The 25362-nt window shown below is 71.5% G+C and carries 20 protein-coding genes; 11 read left to right on the forward strand and 9 right to left on the reverse strand.

Going from position 1 to position 25362, the window contains the following annotated elements; translation table 11 throughout:
* Nucleotides 1-20: 20 nt before the first annotated feature.
* Nucleotides 21-1421, forward strand: coding sequence for a cytochrome P450 (locus AS97_RS38140; RefSeq protein WP_059143330.1), 1401 nt, complete (start codon nt 21-23; stop codon nt 1419-1421).
* A 204-nt stretch (nt 1422-1625) separates the two neighbouring features.
* Here AS97_RS38140 and AS97_RS38145 read toward each other — a convergent pair whose 3' ends face one another.
* Both AS97_RS38145 and AS97_RS38150 read right to left on the reverse strand, forming a co-directional pair.
* Complete coding sequence (locus AS97_RS38145) at nt 1626-1844, reverse strand: hypothetical protein (protein WP_059143329.1); 219 nt, start codon at nt 1842-1844, stop codon at nt 1626-1628.
* Nucleotides 1844-2173 carry a hypothetical protein gene (locus AS97_RS38150; RefSeq protein WP_059143328.1) on the reverse strand — a complete coding sequence of 110 codons (330 nt, stop codon included), beginning with the start codon at nt 2171-2173 and terminating at the stop codon, nt 1844-1846. Before AS97_RS38150 ends, AS97_RS38145 begins: the two co-directional genes overlap by 1 nt.
* A gap of 89 nt (nt 2174-2262) precedes the next feature.
* Here AS97_RS38150 and AS97_RS38155 point away from each other — a divergent pair, with 89 nt between their 5' ends.
* The 4 genes from AS97_RS38155 (at nt 2263) to AS97_RS38170 (ending at nt 7870) form a co-directional block, all read left to right on the forward strand.
* Nucleotides 2263-3108 (forward strand): helix-turn-helix transcriptional regulator, encoded by an 846-nt coding sequence (locus AS97_RS38155; protein WP_059143327.1) that lies wholly within the window; start codon nt 2263-2265, stop codon nt 3106-3108.
* Nucleotides 3105-3314 carry a DUF397 domain-containing protein gene (locus AS97_RS38160; protein WP_059143326.1) on the forward strand — a complete coding sequence of 70 codons (210 nt, stop codon included), beginning with the start codon at nt 3105-3107 and terminating at the stop codon, nt 3312-3314. The genes AS97_RS38155 and AS97_RS38160 overlap by 4 nt, the downstream gene beginning before the upstream one ends.
* 132 nt (nt 3315-3446) lie before the next feature.
* Nucleotides 3447-4388, forward strand: coding sequence for an NAD-dependent epimerase/dehydratase family protein (locus AS97_RS38165; RefSeq protein WP_059143325.1), 942 nt, complete (start codon nt 3447-3449; stop codon nt 4386-4388).
* Nucleotides 4389-4414: 26 nt separating this feature from the next.
* Nucleotides 4415-7870, forward strand: a complete 3456-nt coding sequence (locus tag AS97_RS38170) for an aminotransferase class I/II-fold pyridoxal phosphate-dependent enzyme (RefSeq protein ID WP_282615709.1) — start codon at nt 4415-4417, stop codon at nt 7868-7870.
* A gap of 22 nt (nt 7871-7892) precedes the next feature.
* Here AS97_RS38170 and AS97_RS38175 read toward each other — a convergent pair whose 3' ends face one another.
* From AS97_RS38175 to AS97_RS38190, 4 genes are all read right to left on the reverse strand, one after another.
* Nucleotides 7893-8462 (reverse strand): toxin, encoded by a 570-nt coding sequence (locus AS97_RS38175; RefSeq protein WP_086708902.1) that lies wholly within the window; start codon nt 8460-8462, stop codon nt 7893-7895.
* A gap of 13 nt (nt 8463-8475) precedes the next feature.
* The gene (locus tag AS97_RS38180) at nt 8476-8916 is read right to left on the reverse strand and encodes a helix-turn-helix domain-containing protein (RefSeq protein ID WP_059143323.1); all 441 of its coding nucleotides are present in this window, start codon (nt 8914-8916) and stop codon (nt 8476-8478) included.
* A gap of 320 nt (nt 8917-9236) precedes the next feature.
* Nucleotides 9237-10391 (reverse strand): MAB_1171c family putative transporter, encoded by a 1155-nt coding sequence (locus AS97_RS38185; protein ID WP_210566494.1) that lies wholly within the window; start codon nt 10389-10391, stop codon nt 9237-9239.
* Nucleotides 10392-10420: 29 nt separating this feature from the next.
* On the reverse strand, nt 10421-11149 hold the full coding sequence (locus AS97_RS38190) for a TetR-like C-terminal domain-containing protein (RefSeq protein WP_210566495.1): 729 nt from the start codon (nt 11147-11149) through the stop codon (nt 10421-10423).
* Nucleotides 11150-11295: 146 nt separating this feature from the next.
* Between AS97_RS38190 and AS97_RS38195 the strand changes: the two genes are divergently transcribed.
* The 5 genes from AS97_RS38195 to AS97_RS38215 all read left to right on the forward strand — a co-directional run bounded on the left by AS97_RS38195 (nt 11296) and on the right by AS97_RS38215 (nt 20092).
* Nucleotides 11296-14514, forward strand: coding sequence for an NACHT domain-containing protein (locus AS97_RS38195; RefSeq protein WP_210566496.1), 3219 nt, complete (start codon nt 11296-11298; stop codon nt 14512-14514).
* Between the two features lie 195 nt (nt 14515-14709).
* Nucleotides 14710-16770 (forward strand): ATP-binding protein, encoded by a 2061-nt coding sequence (locus tag AS97_RS38200; protein WP_210566497.1) that lies wholly within the window; start codon nt 14710-14712, stop codon nt 16768-16770.
* A gap of 6 nt (nt 16771-16776) precedes the next feature.
* Nucleotides 16777-18366 carry an ABC transporter substrate-binding protein gene (locus tag AS97_RS38205; RefSeq protein WP_125760507.1) on the forward strand — a complete coding sequence of 530 codons (1590 nt, stop codon included), beginning with the start codon at nt 16777-16779 and terminating at the stop codon, nt 18364-18366.
* A gap of 147 nt (nt 18367-18513) precedes the next feature.
* Nucleotides 18514-19455, forward strand: a complete 942-nt coding sequence (locus AS97_RS38210) for a zinc-binding dehydrogenase (RefSeq protein ID WP_210566498.1) — start codon at nt 18514-18516, stop codon at nt 19453-19455.
* Between the two features lie 43 nt (nt 19456-19498).
* Nucleotides 19499-20092, forward strand: coding sequence for a TetR/AcrR family transcriptional regulator (locus AS97_RS38215; RefSeq protein WP_210566499.1), 594 nt, complete (start codon nt 19499-19501; stop codon nt 20090-20092).
* A 41-nt stretch (nt 20093-20133) separates the two neighbouring features.
* Here the strand turns inward: AS97_RS38215 and AS97_RS38220 are convergent, their stop codons facing one another.
* Nucleotides 20134-20931: an SAM-dependent methyltransferase gene (locus AS97_RS38220; protein ID WP_210566500.1), complete on the reverse strand. Its 798-nt coding sequence runs from the start codon at nt 20929-20931 to the stop codon at nt 20134-20136.
* 118 nt (nt 20932-21049) lie between these two features.
* Nucleotides 21050-21928 (reverse strand): VC0807 family protein, encoded by an 879-nt coding sequence (locus tag AS97_RS38225; protein ID WP_247204617.1) that lies wholly within the window; start codon nt 21926-21928, stop codon nt 21050-21052.
* Between the two features lie 418 nt (nt 21929-22346).
* Between AS97_RS38225 and AS97_RS38230 the strand changes: the two genes are divergently transcribed.
* Nucleotides 22347-24587 carry an MMPL family transporter gene (locus AS97_RS38230; RefSeq protein WP_210566501.1) on the forward strand — a complete coding sequence of 747 codons (2241 nt, stop codon included), beginning with the start codon at nt 22347-22349 and terminating at the stop codon, nt 24585-24587.
* On the opposite strand, the gene AS97_RS38235 is transcribed toward AS97_RS38230, so the two are convergent.
* Nucleotides 24564-25160 (reverse strand): hypothetical protein, encoded by a 597-nt coding sequence (locus tag AS97_RS38235; protein WP_125760516.1) that lies wholly within the window; start codon nt 25158-25160, stop codon nt 24564-24566. The genes AS97_RS38230 and AS97_RS38235 overlap by 24 nt on opposite strands.
* Nucleotides 25161-25362 lie beyond the last annotated feature (202 nt).

Consider the following 25362-nt stretch of genomic DNA (forward strand, 5'->3'; position numbering starts at 1 on the left):
GTCGCACTAAGGACATCGAAATGCACTTTCCCGCCTCCGCCCCTTCCGAGCTGGAGTCCCTGGCGGTCGAGCCGCTGATGACACGGGACTTCGAGACCCGGCCCGCCGCGGTCTACACACGCCTGCGGGCCCGGTACGGGCCGGTGGCACCCGTCGATCTGCACGGGGTGCCGGTCTGGCTGGTGCTCGGCTACCGCGAGGTGTGGGAGGTGCTGCGCGACGAGAGCGCGTGGAAGAAGGACGTCCAGAACTGGCGGTGGCTGCGCGAGGGCCGGGTGCCGTCCGACTGGCCGCATCTGCCCGGCTACCAGGTCAGCCATCTGCTGGTCCAGGACGACCAGCGGCACAAGGCGACACGCGCCGCCGTGGAGGAGGCACTCGCCCCCTTCCAGGACTCCGACACGGCCCAGTCCTGGGAGTTGGCGAACACCGTTTCCCGCCACGCCGACGAGCTGATCACCTTCTTCGCGGACGGCAGCGAGAGCGGATGGGTGGACCTCGGCGCGCAGTTCGCGCGGGCGCTGCCGCTGATGGCCGTCAACCGGCTGTTCGGCTTCCCCGTCGAGCAGGGCGACGACGTGTTCATGGACTCGTGGCGCATGGTGGACGGCGGCCCGGACGCCGCGGCCGCCGTGGGCCGACTGGTGGCCGCGACGACCGAACTCGCCGCGTACAAGAGGCAGCACCCCGGTGAGGACCTGACCACCCGGCTGCTCGCCGTCGAGCCCCCGCTGACGGTTGAGCAGATCGGCCTGGAGCTGTACGCGATCATCGTCATCATGTCGGAGCTGGTCAGCCACGCCATCATCAACAGCGTGCTGGAGGTGCTGGCCGGGGAGTCCGGGGCGCGGGCCGGGCTGATGGCGGGGCCGGTCGAGGAGCTGGTCAACCGCGTGCACATCGCCTCGCCGCCGTGGGTCAACCTCACCTTCCGCTTCCCCGCGGTCGACACCGACCTGGGGGACTTCCGGCTCGCCGCGGGCGATGTGGTGGTGCCCTCCATCGCCGCCGCGCACGGCGATCCGATGTTCGCCACGCCCGGCAGCCAGGATGCGTCGGTGAGTTCGCGCGCCCATCTGGCCTGGGGCGCGGGGCCGCACCAGTGCCCGGGCCGGGGGCTCGCCGACATGATCGTCACCACGGCGGTGGGCAAGCTGTTCGAGCGCTGTGACTTCGAACTGGGTCTGCCCGTGGACCAGTTGCCGTGGCGCTCGTCCACGTATGTACGCGGTCTGAAGTCCTTCCCGGTCCGGTACCGGATGCGGACGCGGCAGGCCCCGATGCCCCCGGCCGCCGGAGCTGCGGCGCCCGCCCCGCTGCCGGAGCCCACGCCATCCGCCCACGCGACGCCAGCTCCCGCCCAGCCGGAACGGCCCCGCTCCGCGCTCTGGCGCTTCCTGGCGAGCCTGCGCCGAGGCTGAGCCGACAACCGGCCACTTCGCGGCAGCCGAAGCGCCGCCGCATCACAGCGGCGCTTCGGCCGCTGCCGCGACTTCACGATCGTCGCGGTGGTGCTGCTCGCGAGGCCATCCGGGCGACTGACGCCCCCGCCCCGCCTCAGTTCACCCCGAGCCATTCACCCCCGCCTTGCCACGAGAGTCGGGGCAGGGGGCGGACGGTGGTCTTCAGGACCGCTTGAGGCGGGTGGGGTCGTTGTGGTCGCGGTGGCGGGGGCACTGGCACGGCGGCCACGCCTGCCCCAGTGAATAGGGGTCGCCCTTCTCCTTGGCGAGGACGGACACGCTCGCGCGGCGGGTGGTGACGATCCCGTTGTGCGCCATGGTGTAGACGCGCATCGTCATCTTCGGCCGCTTGTCCCGGTCCGGCCGGCGGTTGCCTGCCATCAGTGGCCTCCCTCGCCGTTGACCGGTGCGAGGAGTTGGAGCAGGCTGCGCAGGCTTCGCTTCACCGCGCCGAAGTGGTAGGCCAGTTCTTCCGGAGCGGCGTCGGCGAGGTTCAGGGTCTCGGCGGCGGCGAGGCTTTGCCCGGCGACGATGACGACGGCCTGTTCAAGGCCGTCGCGGGTGGGCTTTCCGGCCGCGATGCACGCGGGGCACAGGCCCGAATGTGGCTCGGTGGGTTTGTGGGGTCCGAAGTCGCCGGAGGTGGCGCACAGAGCGCACCCGGGGGACGGGGTGGGCGCGCATGGTGGGTTCGTGGTCCCGCTGACCATTGGCCACTCCTCTCTGTAGCGAAATCACTACCAAGTGCGCTCAGGGTGGCCTATGGTGGGAATGTCATCAACTTGCGCTATTTGTGTAGATGGTTGGACGGTGGCCGGTGAACCGGAAAGAGCTGGACCCCGAAGAGTCACGGAGCGCGGCGTTTGGGCACCGTCTGCGCACGTTGCGGGATGAGCGTGGCTGGACTCAGGACGAGCTGGCGGAGCGCATGGGGTGCTCCGCGTCGCACGTCTCCGCTGTGGAAACTGGTCGCCGCCCTCCAACTCCACGTTTCGCGGCGACCGCTGACAAGGTGCTTGGCACCGGGGACAGACTTGAACGCCAGAGCCGCGCCCTTCGGCACACGGCGCTGCTGGAAGGGTTTCCGGAGTACGTGACGCATGAGGCACGCGCGGCGGAGATCAGGCTCTATGAGGTCGGTGTCATCCCCGGCCTGCTCCAGACACCGGAGTATGCGGCGGCGCTGGAGGCGGATGCCGTACGTCGGGAAGCGATCACCCCCGAACAAGCCAGTGAGCGCGTCGCGTTGGTGACGCAGCGGCAAGCCACATTGGCCCGTACCCCGGCACCCCTGATCCTCGCGGTGCTCGACGAGGGGTGCGTCCTCCGGCCGATGGGTGATCGCGCGATCATGGACGCTCAGTTCGCCCGGCTGCTGGAGTTCGCCGAGCGTCCGAACACCGTGCTCCAGATCGCCCCGTTCCGCATGGGGGCACGTCGGCCGTTCAGCCTGCCCATTACGGTGCTGACGATGCCGGATCGGTCGCTCATGTCGTATGCCGAGTCCGCCCACCGGGGGCACCTGGAACGAGAAAGCACCTTCGTGGTGCCCCTCCTGACGGCCTACCATCAGCTACAGGCCGAAGCTCTCTCTCAGGCGGCATCCGTGGCCATGATCGAGCAGTTACGAAAGGGCACCCCGTGACGACCGAATCCCCCCGTTGGTACAAGTCCTCATACAGCGGCAACGGCGGCCAGTGCATCGAGGTCGCCGCAAACCTCGTCGCCTCGCGCGGCGAGGTCCCCGTCCGCGACAGCAAGGACCCGCACGGCCCGGCGCTCGTCTTCGAGCCGTGTGCCTGGTCGTCGTTCGTCGCCGCCGTCAAGGGCGGGGAGTTCCCCGCCACCTGACGCGCACAGCACCAGCCACCAAAGTGAGCGGCCCCCGTGACCCGGGGGCCGTTGTCAGGCCGGGGGATCACGGTGCGGCCACACCGGGAAAATCACCGCTAAACTGACGGGCACTCACGCTAGTGTGCGCGCGTGAACCTTCATGTCGTCATAGGATTCGGGCCCGCGGGGGCGGCCACTGCTCGGCTGCTCGCCGAAAGAGGCCATACGGTACGTGTCATCACCAGGTCGGGCCGCAGCCCGGAACCGGGTATCGAGCATGTCGCGCTGGACGCGACGGACAGTGAGCGACTGACCGAGGCCGTGCGGGGCGCGGTCGCCCTCTACAGCTGTGGCGCACCGCCCTACCACCGGTGGGCGAGTGAATGGCCGGCCCTGGCCGCGTCGCTCCGTACGACCGCCGAGGCCACCGGGGCGGTCCTGGTCATGCTCGGCAACCTCTACGGGTACGGCCCGGTGGACGGCCCCATGACCGAGGAGCTGCCGCTTGCCGCCACCGGCACCAAGGGGCGGGTGCGCGCCGCCGTGTGGGAGCAGGCTCGGGACCTCCATGAACAGGGCCGTATCAAGGCGGTCGAGGTGCGGGCGTCGGACTTCTTCGGGCCCGGGGTCACCGACAGCGGACACCTTGCCGGGCGGGTCGTGCCAGCTGTGCTGCGCGGCAAGTCGGTCTCCTCGCTCGGGGACCCCGACACCCCGCACAGCTGGAGCTATATCCCCGACGTGGCCGCCGCCCTGGCCGAGGTGGCGGGCGAGGAGCGGGCCTGGGGGCGGGCCTGGCACGTACCGACGGCGTCCGCGCTGTCCACCCGCGAGATGGTCGACCGCCTCGCCACCGAGGCGGAGACCGGGCCGGTCGCGGTGCGCAGGCTGCCGTCGGCCGTGCTGGGACTCGCGTCGCTGGTCTCCCCGCTGCTCCGCGAGCTGAAGGAGGTCCGGTACCAGTTCGACCGGCCCTTCATCATGGACGCGAGTGCCTACGAAGCCGAGTTCGCGGTGCGCGCCACCCCCGTCGACGAGCAGGTCAAGGCGACGGTGGAGTGGTGGCGCGAGCGACTGGCCACCGCCCGGTGACGGCCGTGACAGCGAAGGAATCCACAGTGGGCGCAAGCGGAACGCGGCGTGATGACGTCGCGATCGTGGGAATGGCCTGCCGGTTCCCGGGGGCGCGGAACGTCAACCAGTACTGGCGGCTCCTCACCGAGCCGCGGGCGCAGTTCACAGCCATCCCCGACTCGCGGTGGCGTACCGCCACCTTCCTCAGCGACAACTTACGTGACACATCCTCGGCCTACACGGACACCATGGCGCTGCTGCCGGACGTGGGCCACTTCGACGCGGCGCACTACGGCATCCCGCCACGGCGGGCCAAATCGATGGATCCGCAGGGCCGGCTGCTGATCGACCTGGCCCGGGAGGCGATCCAGGACGCCGGATGGGAGGCCGAGGGCTTCGACCGCGAGGAGACCTCGGTGATCACGGCGCTCACCGAGAGCGGCTACCGCGAACTCAGCACCATGCAGATCCGGATGCGCCAGCTGACCGGCGGCGAGTTCGGGGCGCGGGCGGGCGACCCCCGGTGGCCGGAGACGGTCCGCGCGGTGGACGGGCTGCACGGCTCCTCCGTGGCCGGGCTGCTGCTCAACATGGGGCCGAACACGGTGAGTTCGGTCTTCGATCTGCACGGTGAGAGCTATGCGCTGGACTCGGCGTGCTCCGGTGGGCTCATGGCCGTGGCCAACGCCGTGTTCGCACTGCGCGCGGGCCGCTGCCGGATCGCGCTCGCGGGCGGCGCCCAGCTGATCCTCGCCCCGGACCTGCTGGTGGGGCTGTGCCGGATCGGCGCCATCTCGCGCAGCGGCAGATGCCTGCCGTTCGGCGCGGAGGCCGATGGCTTCGTCCTGGGGGAGGGCGCCGGGGTCCTGGCGCTGCGCCCGCTGGCCGACGCGCTGGCCGCCGGTGACCGCGTCTACGCGGTGATCCGGGGCGTGGGCACGGCCAACGACGGGACCGTACAGGGCGGTATGCACCCCCAGGCGGCCGGTCAGCTCAGGGCCCTGCGCCGGGCCTATCGCGACGCGGACCTGGCCCCGGACGCGGTGGGATACCTCGAGGCGCACGGCACCGGCACCACGGTCGGCGATCCGGTCGAGGTCGGTGTCCTGCGGGAACTGCGGGGCGAGCGGGGCGCACCCGCCTTCCTCGGCGCGGTGAAGGCGGTCGTCGGGCACGCGCTCAACGCCGCGGGGATCGCCGGACTCGTCAAGACCGTACTGGCCGTGCACCGGGGGGTGATACCGCCACAGCCGGACTTCGACCTGGCCGACCGCTCCGGACTCGACGCCGCGCGGCTGGCCATCCCGACGAAGCCGGCCGGCTGGCCCGACCCCGGGCAGCCGCGCCGGGCGGGGGTGAGCGCCTTCGGCTTCGGCGGCACCGGTGTCCATCTGGTGGTGGAGGAGTGCGCCACGGCACCGGCCCGCCCCGCACCGGACGGCGGACCGCATCTGCTGGTGCTCAGCGCCCGCGACCGGGCCGGACTGGCCCGCTACGCCCGGGAGCTGGCCCACACCCTCGCCGATGACCGGCCGCCGCTGGCCAGGGTGGCGGACACCCTGGCCCGCCGGGCTCCGCTGGCCGAACGCCTCGCCCTGGTGGCGGAGGACGCCGCCGACGCCGCCACCCGGCTGACCGCGGCGGCCGAGGCCGTGGCCGCCGGCCGCACCGGGGATCTCGGGGCGGGGCTGGTGACCGGCACCGTGCCCCCCGGCGAGCTGGTGGAGGCCGCCGTGCCGGAGCCGGGCTCGCTGCCCGCCGACGCCCGTTCGGCCGCACTCGCCCAGCTCGCACAGCGCGCGGTCACCGGCGCCGTGCTTCGCCCGGTGGGGGAGCGCACACCCCCCGTCACCCTGCCGCCGAGCCCGCTCGCTCCGCGCCACCACTGGGTGGTGGACGAGTCGGCGCGCGCTCCCGAGGAAGAGGACGCCTCCCACGCCCTCGGGGCGGTGGGGGAGGGCCGGACCGGGCCGGTGGGCGCGCCCGCGGCGGCGCGGGGCGGCGGGGCGTCCGCCGGGTCCATCGTGCTCGAAGAGCTGTCGCGGACCGGCGTCTTCCCGCTCGCCGACCTGACCGAGCGGATGCGGCTGGTGGCCGACCTCGGCTTCGACTCCCTGATGCTGCAGGAGCTGGAAGTCAACATCGGCAAGCGCATACCGGGATTCCGCACCGAGGAGATCTTCTCGCCCGACCTCACCGTGGAACGGCTGGTGGCGCTCGTCGATCCGCACCTCACACCGGAGCCGGCCGCCGGTGCGCCGCTGCCCCAGCAGACGCGGGCGGACTGGGACGCGGCGAGTGCCTGCGCCGATGACTTCCCCGAGGTGCGGCAGTTCGAGGAGCGCTTGAGCGCGATCGCCGGCAGCGGCGCGGACTTCCCGTACTTCCGCGTCCATCAGGGCAACATCCGCGATACGACCGTGATCGACGGACGGCCGTACCTGTCCTTCGGCAGCTACAACTACCTCGGGCTCTCCGGCCATCCGGCGGTCAACGAGGCCGTGCACCAGGCGGTGGACCGGTACGGCACCTCGGTCTCGGCGAGCCGGGTGCTCTCCGGCGAACGGGAGCTGACCGTACGGCTGGAGCGGGCGCTCGCCGACTTCCTCGGCGTCCCGGACTGCCTGGCGCTGGTCAGCGGCCACGCCACCAATGTCACCGCGATAGGGCATCTCGTCGACGCGCGGGACCTTGTGGTGCACGACGCGCTCGCCCACGACAGCATCCTCCAGGGCTGCGCCCTGTCCGGGGCGGCGCGGCGCCCCTTCCCCCACAACGACATCGGCGGGCTGGAGGACGCGCTGCGGCGCAACCGGTCCCGGTTCAGACGGGTACTGATCGCCGTCGAGGGCGCCTACAGCATGGACGGCGACCTGGTCGACCTGCCCGCCGTGATCGAGCTGAAGCGGCGCTACGGCGCCCTGCTGATGGTCGATGAGGCGCACAGCATCGGCACGGTGGGCGAACGCGGCCGTGGCGTGGGCGAGTTCTTCGGCGTCGACCGGTCCGGTGTGGATCTGTGGATGGGCACCCTCTCCAAGACGTTCGCCAGCTGCGGCGGCTATCTCGGCGGCTCGGCCCGGATGGTGCGGTGGCTGCGGCATACGCTGCCCGGCTTCGTCTACAGCGTCGGGCTGACCCCCGCCAACGCGGCCGCGGCGCTCGCCGCCACCGAGCTGATCCTCGCGGAGCCGCACCGGGTGGCCGCCCTGCGACGCAACGCTGAACTCTTCCTGGGCCTGGCCGCCGCGGCCGGTCTGGCGACCGGCTCCAGCGCCCACACGCCGATCGTGCCGTGTGTGCTCGGCGACTCGGCGCGGACCCTGCGCGTCGCGGACCGGCTCTTCGACCGCGGGGTCATCGCCGATCCGATCTTCCACCCGGCCGTCGAGGAGGGGCTCGCCAGGCTGCGGTTCTTCGTCACCAGCGAGCACCGTGAGGACGACATCCGGCGCACCGTGGCGGTGCTGGCCGAGGAGGTGGCAGCCGCCGGGGGATGAGGGGGACACCGTCGGATCCATGTCAGATCAGGGTGCGTTCGATCCGGCTGAGCATGGCGTCCTGTCCGGATTCCCCGGAGTCCTCGGCCGGGGCGGTGCCATGCCGCTCCTCGGTGCCGCCCACCCGCTGGGAGAGCAGATAGGCGATGATCTCCGCCTCCTGCTCCTGGACGTCGTCGTAGGTCGCGCGCAGGAGCATGTCACGCACGAGGTCGGGGTCGAGGTTGGGGAAGAGGAGACGGGCGCTCGCCTCGTCCAGCCAACCCGCCCCGCGATGGCAGCAGATGATGTGGCCCAGCTCATGCAAGATGATGTGCTCCTGATGCGCGCTGGTCGTGTTGGCGTCGTAGAAGATGAGGTCCTCGTCGCGGGCGGCGACCCACATGCCGCACGGGTGCGTCGCGGGCATCTGCATCGGGACCAGCGTGATGGGGCGGCCGCGGACCTCGCCGAGATAGCGGCAGAGCTCGGCCACATCGGCCACCTCCGGCAGGTCGAGGTCGGCGATCCGCCGCGCACCGGCCTTCCGGAGCTTCTTGAGCTGACTGCGCCGGTCGTGGTCGGCCGACCGTCCCTTGTTGGCGCTCCTCACCCAGCCGCACCCCTCATTCCTGGTCCGAGGAGTCGGTCACGGGCGGAAGGCCCTGCAGCTGCCGGTACTGGTCCATGATGGTCGTGATGGCCTCGAGGTTCTCCTTCTTCATGCCGGCCGCCCGCATCGCCACGGCGCGGACCCCGGCCTGCCGGAGCGCCTCGATGGCGGCGACCTCGCTGAGCACGGACTCGGCGACCTCGTCGTCGAAGAAGTAGGCCACCGACACGCCGAAGAAGCGCGCCAAGGCGGCCAGCAGGTCCGGAGAGGGATTGGAGCGCTTGCCCGTCCGCAACTGCGACAGATACACACCGCCGACCTTGAGCTCGGGGCTGGCCCGCTTCAGCTCCTCCGCCACCTCGGCGTTGGTCCAGTGCTTGCCCTTGGGACGAACCGTCTTGAAGAGGTTGTCCAGACGCACTGCCAGCGTGGGCCGGTCGTCAGTCTCGGACATGCGAATCTCCCTCCCTCACCTCCTCGGCTTTGCCCCCGGCTAATCGTCAGTTTCGCAGATTAGCGGTCAGTTGACAATCTGGCCCAACTCCGCCACCGTGGACCTCGCCGATAGCTGCCAGCTAACTCCGCTCACGGGGGTGGCCGAGTAGGTTGTCAGTCCTATCGGCCCGGCTCGGCCCGGCTCTCAGGGGCTGTGCCGAGCCGGGCCGGGCGGGGGCCACCCGCTCGGCCCGGAAGTAAGGAAAACGGGGGAATCACGGGGGAAATCCCGCTCGGCCTGACGGGGGCAGACCGGGCGGGATCCCTCTCATCCCTCTCTCAGCGCGCTTTGGCGAGCCGCCGGTAGGCGGATGCCACTTTGGTGAGCCAGACGACCTCGGCGGTGAAGTTGTCCGTGTCGCGGTCCTCGAAGTCGCCGGTGTCCGCGTTGTCGTCGGGAATGGTGCCGGTGCGCTTGGCGTGCAGGGCCTGCCTGATCTGTGCCGCCTCGGCGAACGCCTGCCGGGACTCCTCGCTCCCCTTGGGACTTGCCTGGCCGTCGCCGCCCGTGGTGCGGTCGATATAGGGGCGCAACTCCCGCCAGCCGTCCCGTATTTCGATGACCCGGCGGTGGAGCCGGTAGTTGAGGTCGGAGACCGTGGCCCCCGGCGGCTCCAGGACGATGTCCGGGGAGGACTCGTACAGATCCCGCCACAGCGGATACAGGGCCCGGTAGGACCGGTAACCGCGCACCCACTCCAGCAGCTTGGAGGCCGAGGGCCACCACGAGGAGATCGTCAGGGCGAGCGAGAGGGTGACGATGCCCAGCGCGCTGAAGACGGAGGCGGCCAGCGTCCAGCCGCCGATGTCGAGCCCGCCCGCGGCCGTGACGACGTTGACCACCCTGGCCAGGCAGTAGAGGAAGAGAATCACCGCGGCGACGGAGAGCATCCGCAGCGCCTGCCCCAGCGAGGTCTTGCCCGCCATCCGGGCGTAGGGCACGCACTGGCGCAGGATGGTGACGCACGGAACCGCCTGGGAGACCATGAAGACCAGGAGGTAGGTGAGGATCAGCGGCCGGCCGCTGCCGGTGTTGAAGTCCTCGGCCGGCCGCCCGGGGCCGTCGGCGATGAAGAACAGCGCCGTCAGCAGCGCGTCGAGGGCGACGCCGATGATCAGCCAGTAGCGGGCCCTGCGCCCCGACTCCTCGGTGGCGGACGCCCAGTGCAGCAGGATGATCTGCGCGCTGACGCAGAAGGCGACCGCCGACAGATGCATCACCAGGATCGCGAGGTTGCCGACGCCCAGGAAGCGATCGCTCCCCATGGCGAAGGCACCCATCGTGAAGGTGAGGCACTGCAGCAGCAGGGTGATCACGAGTGCGCGGTAGGCGGTGTCCCGCCAGCTGCGCCTGACCTGGAACAGCCGGTAGATCAGCGCGGCATACGACGACAGCGCCGCGATGACGAAGCAGAGAGTCTTGATGGTGGTCACGGCCCTTTCCCCCACAGGTGCCGAACGGTTCAGTCGGTGTGCTCGCCCAAGGGAACCACGAGTCCGATCCCCTCGGCCGCGACCGCGACGGCGTAGTCGAAGAACGCGGTCTCGTCCCGGACGCTGTCATGGGTACGGCTGAAGACCTGGAAGACCAGGAGCCCGACCAGACTGCTCCACAGCACGATGCCGCGCTCGATGAGGTCCGAGAACGGAGCCTCGGGCACCCCGCCGAAGAGCGCCTCGGCCTCCGGCAGGAGCAGCGGCGGCCCCGGCACCTGACGCCGGGGCGCGGTGAGTTCACCGGCCTCCAGCGCCGAACGCACGATGCCGGCCAGCACCGCGGGGGTGCGTGAGGCGGGCGGGACGGTGTCCTGCGGGGCGTGGTAGTCCGGTACGGGCGAGCCGTAGACCAGCGTGAACTCGGCAGGGTTGGCGAAGGACCACCGGCGCAGCGCGCGGGTGGCCGCGAGGAGCCGCGCACTCGCCGGCGCGCCGGCGTCCCGGGCGATCTGATCGGCCTGCTCCATCGCGGCGCCGGAGTCGTTGTAGGCGTCGATGAGCAGCGCGGTCAGCAGCTCGTCCCGATGCGGAAAGACGGCTTCCACATCGCTGAGGGCGAGTCCGCCCTCACGGGCAACGGCGTTCAGGGTCAGCCCTCCGGCCCCCAGTTTCACCAGCAGTTGGCGTGCGGTGGACTTGATGACCGCCTGCGGCCTGGTGTTTTCATCGGCGGAAGCTGTTCCGGAGACATCCATGGGCCAAACCGTACCGGTGCGACCGCGCTTCGCGCCCCGTGGACCCTCACCCTGGAGGGGTCTTCGCGGCTATGGTGAGCGGCAGGTGAGGGGTTGCACGGGGCTCGGCGGGGAACACGCGCCGACGCCGCGAGGGAGGGGCTGCTGTGGACGGCGGCACGGTGGGGCTGCGGATCGCATCGGCAGTGGTCGTACCGGTGGTCAAACGGCTGCTGCTGCCGCCCGCGAGCGCGCCCGGGGCGGAGTACGGCGAGCGGCCCGTTCCGATCCGCCGGCTCGTCTCCTTCGCCCGGGAGCACCGCACCCTCACCGAGGACGATCTGCACAAGCTCGCCCGCGAGTTGGTCCGCCGCGCCGTACGGGCCGCCGGGCCGCACGATCCGCCGATCGGCGCCGACGAGCACGACTCCGTCGGCCAGGCGCTCACCCGCACCCTGCACGCCCTCGGCGATCTCGACATGGACGACGTCCACGCCTTCGCGCTCGGCCCCGAGCGGCTGGCCGCGGAGCTGTCCCGTCGGGCGGGCCCCGACACGCGCAGGCTGCTGAGCGACGACGCCGCCCGCTTCCACGACCGGCTCCTGGAGACGGCCTGCCTCCATCTCATGCGCTTCTTCAGCCAGCGGCCCGGATTCGCGGCCCGAGCCCAGATCGAGCAGAGCCGCGAGATCCGGGAGCAGAGCGAGAAATTGGACTCAATCCTGCGGCGGCTGCCGGACATCAGCCACCAGGACATCCGGTTCGAGGAGGAGTACGCGCGCTACGTCGTCGAGTGCCACGGCAGGCTCACGATCTACGGCGTCGACCTCCGCGAACCGGACGGTCAGGACTGGCCGCTGGAGACCGCCTATCTGAGCCTGGAGGCCAGGCCGTACCGCGACGGCACCGACCGCGTCCCGGTGGTGAACGGCGAGCCCGGCGCCGACCGGGACACCGAGGCCGAGCGGGCCGCGGGCCCCGCCGAGGCGGTCTTCGCCAGCCATGAGCGCGTCCTGCTGCGCGGCGTCGCCGGCACCGGCAAGACCACCCTCGTCCAGTGGCTGGCCCTCTCCACGGCCCAGCAGGACCGGGTGCCGGGCGGGCTCTCGCAGCTGTTCGGGCGCGTCCCCTTCGTCCTGCCGCTGCGCACCCTGGCCCGCAGGGACTCCGAGCTGCCCATGCCCGATGACTTCCTGCGCTGGATCGGCTGCCCGCTGGTGGGCACCGAGCCCGACGGCTGGGCCGCGCGGGTGCTGCGGCACGGGCGCGGCGTGCTCCTGATCGACGGGGCCGACGAGATCCCGAAGGACGACCGGACCCGGGTGCGGGCCTGGCTGAAGAAACTGCTCGCCGTCTTCCCCGGCAATCTGTGGCTGCTCACCTCCCGCCCCTCGGCCCTCGAACGGGGCTGGCTGGCCCGCGAGGGCTTCCAGGAGTTCGCGCTCGCCGCGATGCGGCCCGCCGACATGAAGCAGTTCATCCGGCGCTGGCACACCGCGGCGGGAGCCTCGCAGGAGCTCGGCGAGTCGCTCTCACTGTCGCTGCGCAGCAGCCCCGAGCTGAGCCGCCTGGCGACCAATCCGCTGATGTGCGGCCTGATCTGCGCCCTGCACCGGGAGCGGCGCGGCTTCCTGCCCCAGGGCCGCGCCTCCCTGTACGAGGCGGCGCTCTCCATGCTCCTGGAGCGGCGCGACCTGGAGCGCGAGGTCTACGGCCGCAGGCGTCCGGCCCTGGACCAGAAGTCGGCCACCGAGCCGCTCCAGAGGCTCGCGTACTGGCTGATCCGCAACGAGCGGACGCAGCTGGACCGCCCCGACGCGGTGAACGTGGTGCGGCGGCTGCAGCCCTCCGTCCCCCGCCTCGCGGACGTCGGAACGGCGGAGGAGGCCCTGCAGCATCTGCTGGAGCGCTCCGGTCTGCTGCGCGAACCGGCCCCGGGCGCGGTCGACTTCATCCACCGCACCTTCCAGGACTTCCTGGGCGCCAGGGCCGTGCTGGAAGAGCGCGATATGGGCATGCTGGTGAACAACGCACACCTGGACCAGTGGGAGGACGTGGTGCAGATGGCCGTCGCACAGGCTCGTCACCAAGAGCGTGCCGACCTGCTGACCCGCCTGCGCGAGCGGGGCGACCGGGAGCAGGACGCCACCGTCCAGGCGCGGCTGCGGCTCCTCGCCCTCGCCTCCCTCGAACAGGCCACCCGCCTGGAGCCGACGGTGCGCGAGGCCATCGAGGACCGGGCCGCCCGGCTGCTGCCGCCGCGCAGCCTGCGGGAGGCCAGGTCACTGGCGCAGACGGGCCCGCTGCTCCTGGGCCTGCTGCCCGACGCCAAGGACCTGGAGGGCGACGAGGAGCTGGCCACCGTCCACGCGATCTGCCAGATCGGCGGGGACGCCGCCATCCCCAGGCTCCGGGAGTTCCTGGGCACCGGCCAGCCCGCAGTGCGCGCCCAACTCCTCGCCCACTGGGACCGGTTCGACACCAAGGTCTACGCGGAGGAGATCGTACGGCCGCTCCTCGACACCGCTCCCGAGGAGATCGTCACGGTGCGCTCCCCCGCCGAGCTGGAGGCGCTGCGCACCATGTCCGGCTATCAACGCGTGGGTCTGCACGGCGACTTCGCCCCGGAGGACATCCGCGCCTCGCTCGACCCGCGCCATCTGCGCGAGCTGCGCCTGCGCAACACCCTGCGGCTGGAGGACCTCACCCTGCTCTCCGCCTATCCCGAACTGGAGACGGTCGCCCTGCAGGGATGCCGGAACGTCAAGGACCCCACACCGCTGACCCGGCTGCCCCGGCTGCGGAGGCTGGAGCTGCGGGACCTCCCCCAGTTCGAGCCCCTGCTGAAGCTGGCCGACTGCCCCCGGCTGGAGGGGCTCCTCGTCGGACCGGAGGTGCCCTGGCGCGGTCTGCCCGACCTCCCGCGCCCCGCCGAGCTGCGGCTGCTCTCCCTGCCGTCGTCGGCGGCGCAGCTCGCCGGGATCGTGGAGTGCCGGGAGCTGGAGGAGCTGCGTCTGCAGGACGCCAGCGAGCGCCTGGCGCCGGACGAATGGGGCTCCCTCATCGCCGAGTTGCCCAATCTGCGCAAGCTGACGCTCTCCCCGCAGCAGCTGAGCATGCTGCTGTTCGCCCCCCGCACCGAGATTCCCCAGGTCACCCACCTGGACGTATGGGCCAGGGCCGGCTCCGCGGTGCCGCTGCGGCGCATCGCCCGGCGCCTTCCGGGGCTCGAGGAGATCCATCTGTCGCAGGTCGCGGAGCTCGATCTCGCCTCCCTCGCCGGACTGCCCCGGCTGCGCCGGGTGCGACTCGTCTACCCGGGCGAGATACGCGGCGCGGACTCGCTCCCCGACAGCGTGGAACTCGACATCTACCCGCACCCCTGACCGGCACCACCGCACACCCGGCTCACACCTGGTGCCGCGATTGCCTGGTGGGATGTTTACCCAAGGGGTAAGTTCAAGAACGTAGGCGTAGTTGGTACGGATGTCAGCGGCTGATGTCTCGGGGGAGCGGTGCCGCCCGTCTCCGAGGTCACGGCTGCCGGGCAGCAAAGGACGACTGAGGCGGGACGCAGCAGGATGCGCGTATCGGAAGGGTCACCGCTCTATGGCCGGGACCCTCTGCTGCGCTCGCTCGTTCCCCGGCTGACCGGCCTGGCCTACGACGAGCGGTCCCGGGTGGGCCGGGAGCACCAGGGCGACCTTCCCGTGGTGCTGGTGACGGGATACCACGGCATGGGGCGCAGCGCGGTGCTCGAAGAGCTCGCCGCGCGCTACCGCGACCGGCTGCCGCTGGCCCATGTCCGCGCCGTGGCCACCGAATCCGAGACCTTCCCGCCCGCCCCGGCCGACGGCCGCGCCCCCACCGCCTCGACCCTCGTCGAGATCCTCGCGGAGCTGGTGTGCGGGCTCGCCCCCGATGTGCGCCGCCGCTTCCCGGTCCTGGTGCCCGGCCTGTTCGCCGTCTCCGGCTGGTACCGCGGCAACGGCGAGCAGCGGGACGTGGCATGCCTGACGTTCGCCCGGCTGCTGCTCGCCTGCCGCCTCGCCGACGGGGACGAGAACGCGCTGAGACACGCCTGGGCCACCGCCGTCGAAGGCCGTCTGGAGACGATGGGCGCGCAGGCCGACGCGGAGTGGGGCGGGGACGCGGTCACCGCCGCCGTGGTGGCGGAGTACACCGACCGGTATCAGCCGGCCGCGGCACAGGAGTGGTACCGGCGGCGCTTCCCACGGGGCGCTGACGGGCAGGATCCGCTGGTGCTGCTCGGGGAGTGGTTCCAGCGGGGCGGCGACTACCGGCACGCGGCCGAGCAGAGCCTGATGGCCGCCTTCCTCCACGATGTCGCCTCCTCCTACGGCAGGCTGCAGCGCTGGAACCGGGAGCCCTGGCCGCTCATCCTGCTCGACGACGCCCACTTCCCGTCCGGGCAGGACTTCCTCGACCTGCTTCTCGAACACCGCGCGATGCCCGAACGCCCCGACCACGAGGAACTCGTCGTCGTGGCCACCCGCCTCGGCGGTTTACCGGATAACGCGTCCGCCGCCATCCGCCGCGACCTGCCCGACCTGGTGAAGTCCTCCGGCTGGCAGCGCAACGGACTGGCGCCGTCCGCCGGGCTGCTCGCCGTACCCCTCACCCCGCTGAGCCGGGACGACATCCTGCCCCTCCTGGTGCCGGACTGGCCCGCCCGGCCGCTCCACCCCTATCTGGCCTCCGCCGTGCACTCCCTGACCGGCGGGCATCCCGCGGTGACCACCGTCCTGTGCGCGGCCGTCCTGGACGCCACCAAGCGGGGCCGCGGCGTGGGCCCGCGCGACCTCCTCGAACTGCACGCCAAGGACGGCCGCGCCGTCACCGAAGCGCTCCTGGAGCGGCTGCTTCCCAACCGGCGCCAGCGCGACCGGCTGACCCTGCTCTCGCTCGCCCGCGACAGCACCGCGGCGGAGGCACTGGCCGAGAATCTGCGTCTCCAGGGCCCGGACCAGCTGCCCGCCAACTCCGCCACCGACTACCTCGAAGAGCAGCAGTGGCAGCAACTCACGCCGCCCGACGCGCCGTTGGTCACCGACGCCCTGCTGCGGACGCTGCTCGTACACGAGGCGCGCCGCACCTCGTCACGGGCCGAGGACGGCCGCAGCTGGCAGGACATCCACCGCTTCCTGCGGATGCACCACGCCCAGCGCGGCGAGAGCGGCGAGGCGGACGCCTTGCGGCATACCCTCGCGGCGGGGAACGCGGAGACGGTGGTGGCCATGCTGACGGAGGAGTTCCAGTCGGAGAAGGACGCCCAGGCCGCCGCCCACTGGCTGCTGTGCCTGCGATACGCCGCCACCGCGCCCACCCCACCGGCCGCGGAGTGGACCGACGAACGGATGCAGATCGCCCTCGGCGCGCACGACGGCCGGTACGCCGAACTGCATGAGATCGAGCGCTGTGTGAACCGGCTGCTGCACGCCCTGTGGCATGTGTCCGAGCCGCACGCCGAGCCGGACCCCGACATGTGCAAGGCGGTCGGCGAAGAGCTGGCCTACCTCTCCCCGCGCCACCCGTCCTGGCACGCCGTCCTGGGTCAGGCCGCCCGCAGCTGGCCTGCGGCGGCACGGAAGAAGCGCCCCTTCCCTATCTCCGGTCAGTGAGGAAGCATGCTGTTCCGTCTGTTCCGCCGTCACCCTCGCGAGTGGGGGCCGCTCGAATGGCTGGCCGTCGTCGGGGTCGGCGCCCTGGTCGCCGCCGCGATCACCGTCGTCGTCAACGTGGCGCAGGGCCCCGGCAGGTGCGGTGACGATCTGCGGGAGATCGACGGCGACTGCGTGGGCGTCACCGCGGAAGCCTTCACGGCGGACCCGGGCATCGAAAGCCTCATCGGGGCGGTGGCGGACGAGAACGCGCGGGTGCGGCAGGACTGGGAGGATCCGCCGAGCGGGCCCAAGATCCCATACGTGCGGATCGCGCTGATGATGCCCTTCACCGCGGACGACCACAGCGCCATGACCGTGGACATGATCCGTCGCGGACTCGCCGGTGCCCTGGCCGCCCAACGGCAGGCCAACCGCTTCGGCGGACCGCAGTACCAGCTGCTGCTCGCCCCCGACGGCCGTAACCTCGACCGCTGGGAGCCCGTCGTCGATCGCCTCGCCGAGCTGTCCCAGGACACCCGGGCCCCGCTGGTGGGTGTGACCGGCATCCCGAGCAGCACCCCGGAGACCCGCAGGGCCATCGCCGCGCTCAGCAAGCACAGCATCCCCACTGTCGGCCCGGTCATCACCGCGGCCAACATGAACTCCCCCTACTTCTTCAAGACCTCGCCCAACAACGACCAGTTCGCCCGTGCCCTCAAGCTCTACCTGGACAAGAAGCCGGCCGGGCACCGGGGCTTCCTGGTCTGGGACAACCGCAGCGAGGACGTCTACTCCCAGAATCTGCGCAGCGTCTTCGAGCGGCACTTCGGCACGGCGTACGACCTGACCAACCACAACTCGAACTTCACCGGGACCTCCGGAACGGACAAGGGCATCCCCCAGCGGTTCACCGACGCCGTGCAGAAGATCTGCAACGAGAAGTCCGACACCGTCTTCTTCGCGGGCCGCGACCAGGACCTGCCCGCGTTCATGGAGCGCATGGCGCAGGAGGGCGGCTGTGGGCGCACCTCGACGCTGCGCATCCTGAAGGTCGGCATCGGCCTGGAGCCCACCCTCACCGCGGACGCGCCCACCCGGTGGCTGGACGAGGCACGGGCCACGATCGTCGACGCCTCCTCCGTCGACCCCGCCTGGTGGGCGGGGAAGAGCAACCCCAAGAAGGCGCTCGGCCGCTTCCTCGACCGCTTCGAGGAGATACGGAAGGAGCACAAGCTGGGCAGCAAGCCGCTGGACGACGGTTACGCCGTGATGTACCACGACGCCTTCGCGCTGCTCGCGGGCGCCGTGGACCGCACCTTCGCCGAGATCAACGAGGGCGGCAGGAAGGCGCCGGAGGCGATGAGCATCCCGACCAAGGACGATGTGTACAACACGCTCATCATCCCGAGCATCGCCGGCGACGCGTGCAGCTCCTGCCTGGTCGGCGCCGGAGGCACCTACGGCTTCGAGGGCCCGGGCAAGAACGACCAATGGGCCGTCTGCAAACCCGTCCCCGTGGTCGAGTACCCGTCGAGCACCCGCTCCGGCGCCCCGGGCGCGGCGACCCTCTACCGCACCTACCGCAGCGGCTCCGAGAGCGCCTGCCCCTCCTGACGCGACGGCTCCTGCCACACGGGCTCCTGCCACACCGGCTCCTGACACGACAGCGCGCCACGGGTTGGTCCTCCCGTCGTTGACGCTCGACGGATTCCATCATAACGTTCCGATCCGGATCGGAACGTTACTTGAACGGAGCAACCCATGAAGGCCGTCATCGTCAGGGCGTCCGGGGATCTCGCCATGGTCGACGCGCCGGAACCCGTGCCCGGGCCGGGTCAGGTGCTCGTCGACGTCGACGCGATCGGCGTCGGCTACGTGGACGTGATGGCCCGGCGAGGCGAGTACGCCTACTTTCCCGGCGCGGGGTCGGTGCCGGGCCTGGAAGTCGTCGGCCGCGTGACGACGGTCGGGCCGAACGTGCCCGAGGCGGCGGCCGGGCAGCGGGTTCTCGCCCTGCCCGCCTTCGGCGGCTACGCCGAGAAGGTCGTCGCCGACGCCGACCGGGTCTTTCCGGCACCGCCGGGCACCGACGCGGCCGATGTGGTCACGCTGGGCGTGAACGCGCTGGTCGCCGAGGGCGCGCTGCACCGGGCGGGAGCCGCCGCGGGAGAACGCGTGCTCGTGCGCGGCGCCAGCGGCGGGATCGGCGTGCTCGCCACGCAGATCGCCCACTCGCGCGGAGCCGAGGTCACCGTCGTCACCTCGTCCCCGGCCCGCGGCGAACGCCTGCGGGCGCTGGGTGCCGTACGGGTCGTCGACCGGACCGGGGCCGCCCTTCCCGGCGAGACGTACGACGTCGTCGTGGACCCGGTCGCCGGCCCGGACCTGGGGAAGCACCTCGAACTCCTGCGGCCCAACGGGCGTTACGTCCTCTGCGGCGCCGCCGGTGGATCTCCCGGGCCGGAAGCGTTCGCACCGCTGCTGAACCACTTCCACGTATCGCCGACGCTGTACGCCTTCAGCCTGAACTCGCTGTCCCCCGAGGACCTCCGCTCCTCCTGGGCGAGGATCGTGACGCTGTTGGCGGACGGCCGGCTCTCGGCCGTGCTCGACCGTCGTCTGCCGCTCACCGAGGCCGATGCCGCCCTCCGGCTGGTGGAGAGCGGAAAGCCGTTCGGCAAGGTCGTCCTGTCCCCCCGGTAGGGTGGCCGGACAACGGGGTTTCGGGTGGTTACAGGAGAGTTCGATGGCGCGCCGGCGGGACGAGCGGATCGACCACGCCGTGCTGGCCGCGGTGACCGAACTCGTGGCGGAGGTCGGATATCCAGCCCTGACCATGGAAGCCATCGCGCAGCGGGCGGGCACCACCAAACCCGCCATCCGCCGGCGCTGGAAGAGCCAGAAACACCTGGTCGTCGAGGCCATGGCGCGGGACCGGGCCGGAGTCGTGGACATGGACACCGGATGCACGCACTGCGACATCGTCGGCCACCTGGAAGCGCTGCGGGTCGCCATGGACGACCCGGTCCTCGGCCATGTGCTCCCGGCGCTCGTGGCCGACCTCGCGGACGATCCGGAGCTGCGGGACACCTTCCTCACCGCGGTCTGGGCACCTCGCCGGGAAGCGTGCGAGGTGTCCCTGCGGAAGGGAGTCGCGCGCGGCGACCTCCGCACCGGCCTCGACGTCGACCTCGTGCTGGACCTGTTCGCCGCCCCCATCGTCTTCCGGTCGCTCTTCGGCCACTCCGGACTGGGACCGAAGTTCCCGGAGGACGTCGCGCGCGCGGTGCTCCGCGGGGTGGGAACGGGCGAGGGACACCGCTGTGCGGAGCGCGGCTGACGCCGGCCGGCCGTCAGCCGCGGGCGGTGTGCGCGGGCGGCTCAGCCCGTCTTGCGCGCCACGCCACCGTAGTAGCCGATATCGCCGGGCCTGGTCCGCGGCGGGGCGTCCGGGCGCCAGAACGGGACCTCGACCAGACCGGGCTCGACCAGGGTGAAGCCGTCGAAGAGCCGCTCGACCTCGGCGCCGGACCGCAGGTTCAGGGTGGCGGTGGCGTTGTCGTACACGGCCTGGGCCGCGCTGCGGTCGGCGAAGTCGCCCGTGGCGTGGGAGAGCACCAGGAAGCTCCCGGCCGGAAGCCCGTCGCGCAGGGTGGCGAGGACCCGCTCGGGTTCCTCCGCCTCGGTGAGGAAGTGGACGATGGCGACAAGGAGCAACGCCACCGGCTCGTCGAAGTCGATGACCTCGCGGACGTCGGCGTGGTCCAGGATGGCCCGCGGGTCGCGCAGGTCGGCCAGCGCGATGCTGGTCGCGTCGGAGCCGCGGAGGAGCACATTGGCGTAGGTGTTGACGATCGGGTCGTTGTCGACGTACGCGACGCGCACGTCCGGCACCAACTCCCGGGCGATCTCATGCACGTTGGGGGAGCTGGGCAGCCCGGTGCCGATGTCGAGGATCTGCCGGATGCCGCTGCCGACCACGTACCGCACGGCGCGCCGCAGGAAGTCGCGGTTGGCCCGTACGCCGCTCCACACCTCGGGCGCCGCGGCGGCGAGCCGGTCACCCGCCTCGCGGTCCACCTCGTAGTTGTTCTTACCGCCCAGCAGGTAGTCGTAGATCCGGGCAGGGTGCGGCCTGCTGGTGTCGATCTCCTCGGCGCGGAAGCCGTTCTCCGTCACGCTGGTGCTCCTCTCGACGGCCGTCACGGCCCCCGCGTGCGTGTCCGGCTGTCGAACAGCTTCCCATATCGACGCCGCGCCCGGCCGCTGGAGTTCACCCGCGGCCGGCTACGCGGTGTCAGGCGGGCTCGGCGGCTTTCGCCTCAGCGGCTTTCGCCTCGGCGGGCGTTGCGTCAGCGGCTTTCGCCTCGGCGGGCGTTGCCTCGTCCGCTGCTGTCTCAGTCTCAGTCTCTGCCTCGGCCGCCGCCGCCGCCGCAGCAGCCGCGGCGGCGGCGGCGGCGCGTGCCTGGCCCTTGCGGCGTGACCGCTTGCCGTACACGCCCGTCCACACGCCGAGGGAGGCGAGCACGGCGTAGATCAGGACCGGGCTCAGGACCACCATGGTGTCGGTTCTCAGGGTGTAGGACAGCACGATCCGGACCGCGGACTCCAGGCAGTAGGCCACGCCCCAGACGGTCGTCATCGTCAGCATGGCCTTGCGGAAGCCATCGACGTTCCACAAGCCGTTCCACCAGGCGGTGCTCGCCTCGGTGCCGTCGGTGGCGAACTTGCGCCCCAAGTAGAACATCAGCGGGCGCGGCGTCAGCAGCGTCGCCAGGCACAGCAGCCCGAACAGCCCGGTGACGGCCGAGTCCTTGATCAGCAGGGCGCGGGCCGAGTGTGCGCCGACGGTCGACACCACGGCGGTGATCACGATGAACACGAGGGTGACGATGGCGAGTTCATCGAGGCGGCGGCGCCAGACGATGTGAATGGCGCCGTCGACCACCGGCCAGGCGCTACTGAGCAGCAGCGCGGCGAATTCGCTCCAGCCGTGGTCGCGCAGCACGTTGTAGGTGAGGATCGGTGCGGCCACGTTGAGGGTGAGAGTGACGACCCAGCCGAGAATGGCGGCGCTCTTGGACCGGGCGGGCGCGGCCGGTCGGTCGCTGATCGGTGGTGCCGGTGGCTCCGGTGCGCTCGAAGCGCTCTGCGTGGTGGTGTCCTGAGTGAGCACGGTTCCCCTGTAACTGTTCCTGGTAGTGCGGGAAAAGAGAAACGTAAAACAGTCATGTCGTAAGAGGACAGGGCCGGGGCATCAAATGTCGCAAAAATCTCGGCAGAAGGTTGTTTCAGGGGGCCGGTAACGGTCAAGTGGCTGCTCGGAGCGGTATTCCGGAGCCCTCTCCGGCGTTTTGGGGCGTCAAAGGCCATTGCGGTGAGAGGCCCTGAGAAAAGCTCTTTGCGAACCCGGTCCGGTAAACGACAGTTTCCGTTGTGTACGGGAGCACCGGAAAATCCGGCCGCTGGCCCCGATAGCGGGTCATTGCGGGGCTTCTCCGCACACCTGGGTGACCTGGAGGAGTGTCGTTCGTTGGGCGTCCTGCGCGGCCGTCCCACCGTGGGCGCCGGCGCGGTGAGCCAGGGAGGGTGGCATGTTCGTCCGGCTGGGACGTTTCGACGTCGCGCGCAGGGTCTGGGTGCTCGCGGGGGCGGTGCTGGTGCTGGTGGTCTCCTGCTGGGCGTGTTCCGGGCTGCCCGGGCGGCTCAGCTACGGCGGGTTCATGGCACCCGCCGCCGAGGCGACCCGGGCGGCGGACGCGATCCGGAACGAGGTGGGGGAGGGCGGCGCGGATGTCCTGGTGACCTTCCGCAGCAAGGAGCTGACCGCCTCCCGGCCCGCCTTCCGGGAAGCGGTGGAGGACGCGCTGCGCCGGGCGCCCAAGGGCGCGGTGGACCGGGCGACGACGGCCTGGTCCTCGGCCAATCCGCTGCTGGTCTCCCTCGACCAGCACGCGACCGTGGTGCCCATCCTGCTGAAGGGCGACGGGGAGACCGGCCGCACCCAGAGCTATCTGGCGCTGCGGGACACCCTGCGCGCACCGGGGTTCGAGGTCACCTGGACCGGGCCGAGCGCGATCATCTCGGAGATCGTCCAACGGTCCCAACGCGACCTGGTGCGCACCGAGTTGATGGTGCTGCCGCTGATGATGCTGCTGATGGTGTTCGTCTTCCGGGGCGTGGTCGCCGCTCTGCTGCCGGTGGTCACCGGAGTCCTGGCGACGGCCGCGGCCCTCGCCGCGCTGCGCGCCGTGGCCGATGTCATCGAGGTCCCGTATGTGACGGTCAACCTCGTAGTGGCCATCGGCCTTGCGGCGGGTGTCGACGCCGGTCTGCTCATCGTCAGCAGATTCCGGGAGGAACTGCGGGCGGGACGCACCCCGGCGGAGGCCGTCGCCATCACCGTCGACACCGCCGGGCGGACGGTGGCGCTGTCCGGCGTCGTCATGACCTTCATCGCCGTGGGCCTCGCCTTCTTCCCGCTCGGTTTCGTCCGCGCGCTGGGCATCGGCGCGGCGGCCGGGCTGCTGGTGGGGGCCCTGGTGACGGTGACGGTGCTGCCCGCGCTGCTGTTCTGCCTGGGCGAGCGCGTGGACGCGCTCTCACCGGCCTGGCTGCGGCGCCAGGGCGGCCGCCGGGACGGCGCGCTGTGGGGCCGCGTGGCCCGTGCGGTGATGGAGAAGCCCATCGCCTACACCTGCGCCGTCTCCGCGTTGCTGCTCGCCCTCGCGGTGCCGTTTCTGCACACCGTCATCGGCTTCCCCGACCAGCGGATGCTGCCCGCCGGAGCGCCGGCCCGGGTGGCGGCCGAACGCATGGAACACGACTTCGCCGTCTCCGGCCTCGGCACCCTGCAGGCCATCGCCACCTTCGATCACCCCGTGGACCGCGGCCGGGGCCACGCCGACCTGCTGACCTGGACGCGGAACGTCTCCGAACTCCCCGGCGCCCGTGGGGTGCTGGTGGCCGGGACCACCGGGAACAAGGCCGTCATCTACGTCGGCCAGGACCAGCGGGTGGAGAGCGACTCGGCGAAGTCGCTGGTCCGGGCCGTGCGCGCGCTGCCCGTACCCGGCGGCGGCGGTGTGCTGGTGGGCGGCGCGTCGGCCCTCGCCGTGGACACCATGGACACCTTCTACCGGCTGCTGCCCCGGGTGCTGGCCTTCATGGTGGTCACGAGCTTCGTGCTGCTCACCGTCGCCCTGCGCTCGCTCGTGCTCCCCCTCAAGGCGCTGGTGATGAACGGCCTGTCCATCGGCGCCTCCTTCGGCGCCCTCACCTGGATCTTCCAGGACGGACACGCCAGCCGGCTGCTCGGCGCCGAACCGGCGGGTTACGTGGACGCGCTGGCCCCCATCGTCATGCTGTTCCTCCTCATCGCGGTGTCCATGGACTACGAGCTGTTCCTGCTGCTGCGCATCCGTGAGCAGTACCGCCTGCTCGGGGACGACCGGGAGTCGGTGGCGGTGGGGATCGAGCGCTCGGGGCGGGTGATCAGCGCCGCGGCGGCGGCGGTTCTGGTGGTGACGGCCTGTTTCGCGACCAGCAGTGTGGTCATGGTGAAGGAGATCTGCGTCGGTGTCTTCCTGGCGGTGCTGATCGACGCGGTGCTCGTACGGGCGGTCCTGGTACCCGCCGTCATGCGGCTGCTCGGCGCGGCGAACTGGTGGTGGCCCGGCTTCTCCCGGAGTTCCGGCACGGCCGGGAGGTCTCGCCCGGGCAAGGGTGGGCGGAGATGGCATACCGGCAAGGGCGGGCGACCGGAGGCCGCCCCGGAACACGCGGCACGGCTTCCGGCCCCCGCCGAGGCGTCAGCCGAACGTCAGCCGCGCTGAGCCGCTGCCCGAGCCGCCGGCCAGCCTGCCCTGCGTCCAGCAGTCCCGGCCCACACCGCGGTCGTTCACCGTGATGTCGACGCCCACGGAGCCCGCGAAGAGGCCCCTGGCGATCTGCACGTTCTCGGCCCTGAAGGTGACGTTGCCGTCGGCGTCGTTGGTGAAGCGGAGCTTGCCGCCGCCGGTGCTGGTGCCGACCCGCGTACCGCCCGGCCCGATCCACTCCGCCGTGCCCGTGCCGGTGCCGACGGCCGCGGCGCAGGTGCCCTCGGCCATGCCCTCCAAGGTGACCCGCACCTTGGAGACCACGGCGGAGCCGAGGCAGTTTCCGGTGATGGTGGCCCGGTAGCCCGCGACGCCGCTCTGGTCGCGCACGAGCACCAGGTCGGGGTTGGTGGGCTCCACCGTGGCCGTCCCCTCGCAGGTCAACGGCAGGGGAACGGCCGGCGCTTCGGCGGCCGCGCGGGCCGGGGGCTGCTGCCCCAGTAAGGCCACGGCGGTGGCCGAGGCCGCCAGCAGCCCCAGGGCCGCCGTATGGACGAGGGCGCGCCTGCGCCCGTTCGCTGAAGTCACGCACTTCTCCCAGGTCGGGCCACACGAAGGAGTGGCCGCTTCCGATGATTGATCCGTCCGATGATGGCGGCCGGAGGAGGCGTGGCCGTTGGTCCGTGCGGGTGATTCACCCGCACGGTCACCAAGGTGTACCCGTTGTCGTGAAGGCGCCCGCCGACCGCTGACGCGGCGGCCCCGGACGGTGACTCGGGCGCCGCCCGGG

It is taken from the genome of Streptomyces sp. AgN23, from assembly GCF_001598115.1.
Taxonomy (GTDB): domain Bacteria; phylum Actinomycetota; class Actinomycetes; order Streptomycetales; family Streptomycetaceae; genus Streptomyces; species Streptomyces antimycoticus.

Coding starts and splice junctions, on each gene's coding strand:
- AS97_RS38200 (WP_210566497.1), top strand. CDS start 14,710: ATGCGCGTATCGGAAGGGTCACCGCTCTATGGCCGGGACCCTCTGCTG.
- AS97_RS38190 (WP_210566495.1), bottom strand. CDS start 11,149: ATGGATGTCTCCGGAACAGCTTCCGCCGATGAAAACACCAGGCCGCAG.
- AS97_RS38215 (WP_210566499.1), top strand. CDS start 19,499: ATGGCGCGCCGGCGGGACGAGCGGATCGACCACGCCGTGCTGGCCGCG.
- AS97_RS38140 (WP_059143330.1), top strand. CDS start 21: ATGCACTTTCCCGCCTCCGCCCCTTCCGAGCTGGAGTCCCTGGCGGTC.
- AS97_RS38210 (WP_210566498.1), top strand. CDS start 18,514: ATGAAGGCCGTCATCGTCAGGGCGTCCGGGGATCTCGCCATGGTCGAC.
- AS97_RS38155 (WP_059143327.1), top strand. CDS start 2,263: ATGGTTGGACGGTGGCCGGTGAACCGGAAAGAGCTGGACCCCGAAGAG.
- AS97_RS38180 (WP_059143323.1), bottom strand. CDS start 8,916: ATGTCCGAGACTGACGACCGGCCCACGCTGGCAGTGCGTCTGGACAAC.
- AS97_RS38150 (WP_059143328.1), bottom strand. CDS start 2,173: ATGGTCAGCGGGACCACGAACCCACCATGCGCGCCCACCCCGTCCCCC.
- AS97_RS38205 (WP_125760507.1), top strand. CDS start 16,777: ATGCTGTTCCGTCTGTTCCGCCGTCACCCTCGCGAGTGGGGGCCGCTC.
- AS97_RS38230 (WP_210566501.1), top strand. CDS start 22,347: ATGTTCGTCCGGCTGGGACGTTTCGACGTCGCGCGCAGGGTCTGGGTG.
- AS97_RS38145 (WP_059143329.1), bottom strand. CDS start 1,844: ATGGCAGGCAACCGCCGGCCGGACCGGGACAAGCGGCCGAAGATGACG.